Here is a 9,598-nt window from a genome sequence, read left to right as displayed (position 1 = left end):
CTTGTAACATAATGATTCACAGTCCGTCATTGATGTCTTTAACCGACTCTATATTGAGTTAAGAACAGACATTTTCGTGGAGCTCTTTCCTGTCCTTTTGGCAGATAACGGCAGTGAGTTTTCAAATCCTTCTGCTATCGAACTGGATGCACAGGGAAACCAACGAACTAAAATATTCTACTGCAATGCCAGTGCACCTTACCAGAAAGGCAGCTGCGAAAACAATCACGAACTGATGCGCAGGATCATTCCAAAGGGCACTGATATCGGACTCTATACGCAGGAACAGATTGATCTCATGATGAGTCACATTAATTCTTATTCCAGAAAGAAACTTGGTAATAAAAGCCCTTATGAAGTTTTTGAATTCCAATATGGCAGAAAAATTTTAGATGCATTTCATCTGCAAAAGATTCCTGCAGACGAGATCATCCTCAGTCCCGAATTATTAAAATAAACAAAATCTGATAAAAAAGCTGGGCAGGAAAATTTACGAAGCCATCATCGCAGAATACCCCCAGAGGTGGAATTTACCCATTCGCAAAAATCAACCGTAAATTCGACTTCCGCTCAGCATGCACAAAAATCCCTAAAACCACAGCTTTTGTCTTTATTTTAACTCTGATCTTAGGGATTTCATATACAAGATTCATCTTTTTCTGTTTTACATGGAATTTAATCCTGCAAAGTAGAATTTACCTCTGCAAATTGATACGTGAACAATCGGCGTCAGGACAGAGGAAAAAACAGCTTACCATTTTTTGATAGCTGCCCTTTTCTCTGGACTGCACACCGATTTTTACCGATTGAACAAAATCGCGTCACTCCAGCCGATACAGTATGGAGCTTCAATCGTTTTTCTTTTTCTTGATTTTACCAAAGAATCTATGAATTGGAAACTGATTCTATCATATATTCAAAAATAATAACTTGTCTTATCGAATGAAGGGTGCACTTAATAAGCCTTCATTCAGGCGGCTGTTTTTCAGTATTCAGATTCCTTCGCTCAAGTCAACATGTAGTGTCCTCGAAGCGACAGCGAAAGAAGATTTCCTCCACAGGCTTCACACTTACAGATATCCTTTTTGTAAAGAATCATCAGCTTCTCCGCACAGGTTTTGCCTCGGAGTTTTGAAATATATTGAATGCCGCTGAGAAGCTTCCGGCAGTGAGTCATCTTTTCTTTCTTGTTCCTACAGGAAAGCAGGCCATAGTGGCGAATTCGGGCAAAACCTTTAGGGAGCACATGCATCAGAAACATTCGCAGAAACTCTGTTCCTTTGATGGTTTGCTCGATATATTTACCACCATTTTTGTAATCCTTTACGAGATAGGTAACAGTCTCATCTGTCATACTGACGATTCTGCGATTACTGATAGCGATACGATGAGTGTAACGGCCAAGGTACCGGATCACAGAATTAGCTCCATTGAATGCCTCTTTCGTATATACAACCCAGTTCTTTTCGTAGAGGGAATTCAGTAAAGCTTTGAATTCATAACGATTTTTTAAATGTGCAGCCGTTCCATGATACTCAAGTTTTTTATCTTCCCAGAGTTGTTTCAGTTCACGAAGATAATACTTTTTGAAGACGGCAGACATGACCTTAACCGGAAAGAAAAACTTCTTTCCTTTATCCTTCCACTTGTTTGCAGCATCAAGTCCACCGCCGAGAACAATGGTGTGGAGATGAGGATGATAATTCATTCTGGAGCCCCAAGTATGAAGTACACAGATATATCCAATCCTTGCTCCAAGATGTTTCGGATCCGCAGACAGCTCTGTCATTGTTTGATGTGCTGCATGGTACAAAGCATCATAAAGGAGTTTCTGATTTGAACAAATCAGGGAATATAATTCTTCTGGAACTGTAAAGACCGTATGAAAGTATGGAACATCCAGTACATTTTCCTGCTGTTTGTCAATCCATTCATCGACCTCCATTCCTTGACACATGGGGCAGTGACGGTTCTTGCAGGAATTATAATGAATATATTTCTTGTGACAGCTTTCGCATTCGCTTAAATTGGCTCCCATTTCAAGAGTATGGCATTTGGAGATACACAGTGCCGTTAGTTGCTGTTGTGGAGAAAAGTTGTATGTTTCACAGTATTGCGGAAGAAATCGATGGAATATATCCTGAATGGTGATATCATGATTCATTTGCATCACCTGCGTTTCTCTTAGCTTTACGCCCCCGTTTTTTCTTGACAGGATGATCAAGCGGACTCTTTATTCCCATAACAGTTTTATTGGATATGTGGATGTATACCTGTGTTGATTCCAGACAGCGGTGTCCAAGCATTGCTTGTACATAGTTGATTGGGACACCTTGCTCAATCCTCTTCTTACTGGATAACTTCTCCAGTATTCCTTTAGTAAATCAAGGGCTCTTTCTGAAAGAATTGTCCATCTGTCACGATGATTCTTCCCTTTGGAAATATATACCTGCATAGTGCTCATATAGATATCTTCAGGTCTAAGAGAAACAAGTTCTCCTACACGCATTCCAGATGAATAAAGCAGGGCAATGATTGCTCTGTTACGAATTTCGGTTGTAGAATCGATTAACTTTTCAATTTCTTCAAGAGAGAGTACTTTCGGAAGTTTTACATCCAATCGCATTCTTGGAACAATGTCCTGATCCCATGGGATGTGCAAGACATGTTTGTATAGGAAACAAATGGAAGAATTATAAAAGTTGCAGGTTGCAGATGAAAGACCAGAATTACGTTTTTCCAGTATAAATGATCTGGCATCCTGAAGAGATAAATCTTCCATCGATTTATAGCCTGTCCACTTCATAAAGTGACGGATGTTGTTCATATAGGTATCTGCAGTCCGGGAGGACCTGTTACGAATCAGGCATTCCTCTCTGAGCTTGTTAAAATATTTTTCGTACATAATAAACCTCCATGAGAATAGTAACGTTAATGAGTCACTGCCATCATGGAGATCCACGTATTAAAGATATCCTCTTGTGAAAAAGAGATTCTGGTGTTATTCTATTCATGGCAGTGTTAATGGTGATCCTGTTCGATTGTTATTTTGTGGTGATTTAACAATACTACTTTTAGGACTCATTATCTACTGCCTTTTTAAGTTAAAGAGAAAACTGCGCCGCAGCCTTCGCAGGCCATCGCGCAGCGATTTAGTTCAACAGGAAGTTATCTATTTCTCCTCTTCATTAAGACCTAGTTCATTACATATTACTTGCTATCCATCATACCTTATTCTTTCTACCAGCGTTTCCTTTTTCAGATTACTGCTTAAAACGCAGGAAAGTACAATCTGCAACAGACCGACCAAAAAAATCATAATAAAAATTGGTACGATTGGAACATGATAGATATTCATTCCAAATATTCCATTATGTTTTGCATAGGAAAAAAGTGCATAGCCGAGCGGCAGACCAATGATCAAAGCTACGCATATGGTACCAACCGTAAACATCAGTCCCTGTAACTGCAGGCATAAATTTAATTGTTTATTTGTCATACCCACAGCCTGTAATATACCATATTCCTGCTTTTTTGTCGTAATATTCATGATCATGGTATTCGCCATATTCATAAACCCGATGAGTCCTACAATAGCCATAAACAGATAACAGCCAAGCTTCATCATGCTGCTTGCAAATTCGGCAGATTGTAACTGCGCATGATAAGTATCCATTTTTATATGCGAAGTATTAGAAATCAAAGTATTCAGACTTTGTTCTACAGATGCCACATCTTTTTTATCACAATCCACCCACAGATAGCCATAGGCTGTTCCTCTCGGATTCATGGAACGATATACACCTTCCGGAATGACAAGATAAGTGTCCGCACTTACAAAAGATCCTGCAATCTTTCCCTGATAGGTATAGGTTCCACTTCCATTCTCAAAGTCAAATGCAATGGATTCACCCGGAGCATATCCATCTTGTTCCATCCACGTTGACCAGCCAAAGAAAATATCACCATTCTTTACCGCCTGATCATAGTCCATAGAGCCAATATCCCCTTCTTGGCGCATAAAATCAAAATCCTTTTTACTCACAATAGTAGCCGGAAATCTTGTTCCGTTCAGATTTACAGAGACAATCTCTCTCGTCATGACATCTGTTACTCCCGGAATGCTTTTGATTTCTTCAATCAGCGAATCATTCAATGGATCATCCGTCAGAATCGTATCCAGATTATTCTCCGGATATCTTTCATCATACTCAGCAGAATAGTCAAGCTGCAGTTCAAATTGTCCATGATTAACGGAAAGACGTGCTTCATGCTCCGTGTCAATATTTCCCACATAATTAGAGATAATCACAAACAATACGCAAGAAAAACCCATTGTGAGGATAGTACCAATAGTTCTTTTGGGATTACCCGTTACATTTGCCATTGCCATAGAAAACACGGTGACATTTTTTCTGCCATTTCGTTTTCCTTTTTTTTGTGTTTCTGCATTTTCTAAATACCGTGTTGCTTCGATAGGTGAAATCCGTGAAACAATTTTCATTGGTTTACGCAGTGCCAAAGCAACGGTAAGAAATGATACGAAAATACAGAGAAGCATAACAGGCAGGGAAAACAGAGGCACCTGCTGATTTTGAACTCCCATAGAGCCAGTTCCGGTTGATACAAGGTTCCCCTGTTCTACCAGCCAGTTAAAACCGCATTTTGCAATCAGAAAGCCAAAAAGCAATCCAACTGGTATTGAAAAAAATGTCAAAAAAATGCCCTCTCTGAAGATCAGTTGTTTCATCTGCTTTTTTGTCGCTCCCAGAGCCTTGATTTTTCCATACTCCTGTATCTTGTTGGCAATACCGACCTGAAAAATATTATAAATGACCACAACAGAGAAAAGTACAATTGCAAGAATCAAAACCCCGCATACCGCAATCGTTTCATAACTCGGCTGCAAGACCCATTGCAAATAGAGATCATTGACTATAACGTTTTTTTCTTCGATCCCACAAGCTGCTGCAATCTGCTTTATAACCGAATCAATATTATTCATAGATACATTTGCAGAATCATTTAAAGTAAAATAAATATTATACTGTCTGTCATTCTCTGCGACGTGCTCATCATAAAACTCCTGTGACCCGAAAGCAACATAAGATGCCTCGATGGTATACTCATCCCGATCATATAGGATTCCGCTGACAACAAATTCTTCCGGCTTATATTCTGACTGCATCCCTGCGCGGTAATCCAGTGTAACCGTATCTCCGATCTTTACATCACCATACCCCATTGCACGAAAAAATGCTCTTCCTGCGGCAATTTCCTGCGTTCCCCCCGGATACTTTCCTTCCTTTAACTCATATTCCTTATTATAGGGAAGCATTTTTCTTGCAGTCTCATCCATGCAGACAAACCCGCCTTTTTCATTGCCTTTTATGATACCTTCGGTGCACATAGTGCCTGTAGCATCTATTTCCGCACGGCGGTTTACTTCTTTTAACTGCGATCCGTCTGCGGAAAAAAACAGACCATAATTGCTTCCATATGATCCTGCCGCCTGACTTTTCTGTAAATGAATTACCCCATTTCCCACAGTACTGATGATAACAAGCAGCATCGTGGTCAGACAGATTGCCATCATGATCAGTATACTTCTTGTCCTGTTCCTTTTGTCATTGCTATATGCAATCCTGCTTATTGTCTTCATCTGAAATCCACCACCTGTCCGTCCTCAATCACCAGAATACGGTCAGCGACCTGTGCAATTTCGTCATCATGGGTAATCATTACAATTGTCTGTCCATATTTTTTTGCTGTCATCTTAAGCAGAGCGATTACCTCATCACTGGTCTTAGAATCAAGATTTCCTGTCGGCTCATCTGCAAATATAATTTCCGGACGATTCACCAGTGCTCTTGCAATTGCTACTCTCTGCTGCTGTCCTCCGGATAACTGATTTGGCAGATTATAAATCCGGTTGTCAATCCCCAGAGTTGCAATAATATCATTTACATACGCTTCATCCACTTTTCTTCCATCCAGTCCCAGTGGCAGTACAATATTTTCCCAGACATTAACAGATGAAACCAGATTAAATGCCTGAAAAACAAATCCGATTTTTCTTCTGCGGAAAACAGCAAGGGCATCTTCCTTCATCCTGTATAAATCTTTCCCTGCTAAAGTAACACTGCCTTTTGTCGGGGTGTCTAGCCCTCCAAGCATATGAAGTAATGTACTTTTACCGGAACCTGACTTTCCAACAATTGCGACAAATTCTCCCTGCTCAATCTGAATGTCCACCTGATTGACCGCTTTGACCTGATTCTCACCTGCGCCATAAAACTTACAAAGCTGCTTGGTTTCTAATATCACACTCATGTGTTGCCTCCTTTTTAATTCTGTAAAGTGTACCTTTTCAGCACGCTTTCTTTGCCTGTTTATATATTTGGTCATTTTTCAACCTACATCCAAATTGTATCAGGACAATCTTTCATTTCACTTTCAAAAAACGAGCAGAAGTCTTACAGAATTGTAAGATTTCTGCCCACTTAAAATTTAACCAACATATGGTAATTGAATCACAAACGTGCTTCCTTTTTTCTTTTTGCCGGAGGTTACCATGATTGTACCTGCGTGTTTTTCGATAATTTCTCTCGATAGAAAAAGTCCGATTCCTGTACCACTCTTTTCCATGACCTCCTTAGAACTTCCTCTGTAAAATCGTTGAAAAATTTTGTGATACTCATTCTGCGGAATACCAATTCCCTGATCCTCAATTTCCATTCTTACAAGATCGTTTCTTTTTTGTAACCGGATAAATATTTTTGAACCATCCGGGCTGTACTTGATTGCATTATCTAAAACGTTGATCACAGCTTCACCAAGCCATCTTTTATCCTGCATAACCATGCATGTTTCCAGCTCTTTTGCATAGTCAAAAACGAATTCAATTTCTTTCTCATCCGCTTTTGGATAAGTACAGTTCACAGCAGATATGACAGTATCCATAAGCGGAAGTTTTTTCTTATTAATCTGAATCAGTCCAGTTTCCATCTTGGATATTTCAAGAAGCGACTGCAATAATGTCTCCAGTCCATCCAGAGCACTCCGACAACGGATACGAAAACTCCTCCTGTTCTGTGGCACTTAAGTCATTCTGCATCAGCACACTAAAACATGTACTCTCAAAGCTGCAACCGGTGTCTTTAACTGGTGAGAAATATCAGAAACCATTTCTTTCGTGTTCTCCTTTTCTGCCCTTGCTTCTTCCTTTATCAACTGAATATGATGTCCGATTGCTTCAAGCTGGTCATTCAATTTTTCCAGTTCTGCATGATTTTCCGTTTTCAGTAAATCATCAAATTTATTTTCACGGAATCTGATCAGAATTTCTTCCAACTGGTCTAAAATTTTCTGATGACACGCATCTTCTTTTTTTCTTCCAATAAAGTAAAAAAGTCAAAAGAAGCACGCATATCACAGTGCTTACAGCTCCGGTCACCATAACCTGATGCCGGAATTGCGAATAAAATGCATTCCCTTTATTCCCCCAGTATCCATATTGCTCCAATAATCGCCTTCCCTGTTCGTCAGTTTCAATATCCTTATCCTTAAGCAATTCCGAAACAGCATCCAGCCCGGAAAATTCTTCCTTTACAGCAATCTCTGTCATAAGATTCATTTTATATTTATAATCTTCATAAAACACATACGTGGCAAAGCAGATTTAATATTGCAAACAATAATATGACAGGTAATACCAAGGAGAGCACTACTGTAATCTTCTTGCGAGATCTCTTTGTCACTGCCTTACCTCCTGATTCCATATATACCCAAGACCTCTGATATTCTTTATATAGACCGGTGCAGCCGGATTGTCTTCGATTTTCTCACGGAGTCTTCTGATATTGACAGCGATTGTATTTTCATCATCTCTTTCCAGATCAAACACATTTTCCAATATTTGTGTTTTTGAAAGAATCTGTTTCGGATTCTGAAGAAAAAAAGTCAGCATTTTCAACTCCGTTTTTGTCAGACTGATTTCACGACTCTTTATCAGGACTTTCATTTCTCCTGCGATAAATACGATATCTCCCGAAATCATCTTTCCGGCTTCCGTTTCTCGTCTGCGGCGGGAATCTGCTCCGATTTTCAAAAGAAGTACCGAAAGACTAAACGGCTTTGTAATATAATCATCTGCCCCAGCTTCATATCCCATGACCTGATCCATCTCCTGATCTAGTGCTGTAAGACAAATAATGTATGTATTATAATTGCATCTCATCCACCTTACAAATTCCAGTCCATTCCCATCCGGAAAGATTCACATCACAAATGGTAACATCCACATTATTATCACTTGCAATTCTTTTCGCTTTTTTCACTGATTCTGCTGAAAAAACCTCATATCCGGATTTTTTCAGTGAAAATGTAATTCCACGATTTAAATTTTCATCATCTTCAACCACGAGTATACCTGGCATAGCATATGCACCTCTCTTTATTAACTATTTTTCCTCTTCGTTACATATTTGTTCTGCCTCAATATCCTCGGTAGTGACTTTCCCTGTAATATCCCTATAGGCTTCTTTTATTCCATTTTTGACCGCCCACTTAATTATAAAATATAATGCAAGTAAGACGATTAGTGCTGTGCCAAAACTAATTCCTAATTCTTCAAACATTCCATTACCTCTGTCAATTCCGATTGAGATTTCACCTGTTCATGGATCCCGTAGGTTTCTTCCATATAGCTTTTCAGGTCCTTTGGCAGGGACAATCGCAGCTGGTCTGAGCCTTTCTCATGCCGGATCCCCATCTGCATGTATGTGACCGGTATATTGTCCTGTTTAAAACGGGGCGGATTTGGAACTTTGATCCCTCCGGTCTTTTTCAGGACATAAAAAGATTTCCAGGCTTTATCCAGCTGCTTGCAGGTCTCCTGCGCTGTCTGCGACGGAAGCTGTCTGTACCACAGATCACCTTTATGCGCTTTTTTCTGAAAATACCAGTCCGGATACTTTTCCAGTCCCAGTTCTTTATAATGATGACGTTCATAGTTGCAGACATTCCAGAGTTTGGAAGCCGCATAACACATATGCCCTATGATATTGGAATATTCCGGCCGGATTTTTACAGATGTTTTCTGTGACAGCAGCATTCCTCTTCCCCCTTCAGACAGTCACACGGACCGATATTCACAGTCCGCTTTAATTAATACGACTTGCTCTGATGTTCAATATAACGGCGGATATTTTCCTCAGATACAGATCCGATCGTTTCCACATAATAGGAATGGTTCCACAGCTCTCCCTTCCATAGCTGGTTTCTTATTTCCGGAAAACGTTCGAACAGTTTTCTGCCGGTGATCCCCTTTAGATACTTGACGATTGCTGTTATGGATAACTTTGGCGGAGCTGATACAAAACAGTGGACATGATCCCCTTCACCACATTCAAATAAATGAACAGTAAATCCCTTATCCTCAGCAATCTGCTGCACCAGTTCCTGAAGATATTCCTCAACTTCTGGTTTTAATATCTTCCGCCGGTATTTCACCGACCACACCATATGGTAGTTGATATTACACACGCAAGTTCTGTAATGTATTAGTTTTTCTTTCATACATATAGTATATCATATC

At 39.7% G+C, this 9,598-nt stretch carries 7 protein-coding genes and 3 pseudogenes; 1 reads left to right on the top strand and 9 read right to left on the bottom strand.

Annotated elements, in window-relative coordinates; all coding sequences use genetic code 11:
- Positions 1 to 10 precede the first annotated feature (10 nt).
- Positions 11 to 457, top strand: a pseudogene (locus tag R1Y93_RS07515) (transposase); the annotation flags it as partial.
- Positions 458 to 1,006: 549 nt separating this feature from the next.
- On the opposite strand, the gene R1Y93_RS07510 reads toward R1Y93_RS07515, so the two are convergent.
- The 9 genes and pseudogenes from R1Y93_RS07510 to tnpA form a co-directional block, all read right to left on the bottom strand.
- Complete coding sequence (locus tag R1Y93_RS07510) at positions 1,007 to 2,164, bottom strand: IS91 family transposase (RefSeq protein WP_500822303.1); 1,158 nt, start codon at positions 2,162 to 2,164, stop codon at positions 1,007 to 1,009.
- A 69-nt stretch (positions 2,165 to 2,233) separates the two neighbouring features.
- Positions 2,234 to 2,905, bottom strand: a complete 672-nt coding sequence (locus R1Y93_RS07505; RefSeq protein WP_500822301.1) for a tyrosine-type recombinase/integrase — start codon at positions 2,903 to 2,905, stop codon at positions 2,234 to 2,236.
- A 312-nt stretch (positions 2,906 to 3,217) separates the two neighbouring features.
- A complete protein-coding gene (locus tag R1Y93_RS07500; protein WP_500822300.1) occupies positions 3,218 to 5,662 on the bottom strand; it encodes an ABC transporter permease in 2,445 nt (814 codons plus the stop codon).
- Complete coding sequence (locus R1Y93_RS07495) at positions 5,659 to 6,333, bottom strand: ABC transporter ATP-binding protein (protein ID WP_500822299.1); 675 nt, start codon at positions 6,331 to 6,333, stop codon at positions 5,659 to 5,661. The genes R1Y93_RS07500 and R1Y93_RS07495 overlap by 4 nt, the downstream gene beginning before the upstream one ends.
- A 177-nt stretch (positions 6,334 to 6,510) precedes the next feature.
- Positions 6,511 to 7,781, bottom strand: a pseudogene (locus R1Y93_RS07490) (sensor histidine kinase).
- Positions 7,757 to 8,438: pseudogene (locus R1Y93_RS07485) on the bottom strand (response regulator transcription factor). Before R1Y93_RS07485 ends, R1Y93_RS07490 begins: the two co-directional pseudogenes overlap by 25 nt.
- 24 nt (positions 8,439 to 8,462) lie before the next feature.
- Entirely contained in the window at positions 8,463 to 8,639 is a 177-nt protein-coding gene (locus tag R1Y93_RS07480; RefSeq protein ID WP_021939191.1) for a DUF6019 family protein, read from the bottom strand.
- Complete coding sequence (locus tag R1Y93_RS07475; protein WP_500822298.1) at positions 8,624 to 9,115, bottom strand: nuclease/transposase family protein; 492 nt, start codon at positions 9,113 to 9,115, stop codon at positions 8,624 to 8,626. The genes R1Y93_RS07480 and R1Y93_RS07475 overlap by 16 nt, the downstream gene beginning before the upstream one ends.
- A gap of 53 nt (positions 9,116 to 9,168) precedes the next feature.
- Positions 9,169 to 9,579, bottom strand: a complete 411-nt coding sequence (tnpA, locus tag R1Y93_RS07470) for an IS200/IS605 family transposase (protein WP_500822297.1) — start codon at positions 9,577 to 9,579, stop codon at positions 9,169 to 9,171.
- Between the last annotated feature and the right edge of the window lie 19 nt (positions 9,580 to 9,598).

The sequence above is a fragment of the Blautia sp. HA3515 genome (genome assembly GCF_059933065.1).
This window is presented reverse-complemented; position numbering and strand designations above follow the sequence as displayed.

Coding starts and splice junctions, on each gene's coding strand:
- R1Y93_RS07510 (WP_500822303.1), bottom strand. CDS start 2,164: ATGAATCATGATATCACCATTCAGGATATATTCCATCGATTTCTTCCG.
- R1Y93_RS07505 (WP_500822301.1), bottom strand. CDS start 2,905: ATGTACGAAAAATATTTTAACAAGCTCAGAGAGGAATGCCTGATTCGT.
- R1Y93_RS07500 (WP_500822300.1), bottom strand. CDS start 5,662: ATGAAGACAATAAGCAGGATTGCATATAGCAATGACAAAAGGAACAGG.
- R1Y93_RS07495 (WP_500822299.1), bottom strand. CDS start 6,333: ATGAGTGTGATATTAGAAACCAAGCAGCTTTGTAAGTTTTATGGCGCA.
- R1Y93_RS07480 (WP_021939191.1), bottom strand. CDS start 8,639: ATGTTTGAAGAATTAGGAATTAGTTTTGGCACAGCACTAATCGTCTTA.
- R1Y93_RS07475 (WP_500822298.1), bottom strand. CDS start 9,115: ATGCTGCTGTCACAGAAAACATCTGTAAAAATCCGGCCGGAATATTCC.
- tnpA (WP_500822297.1), bottom strand. CDS start 9,579: ATGAAAGAAAAACTAATACATTACAGAACTTGCGTGTGTAATATCAAC.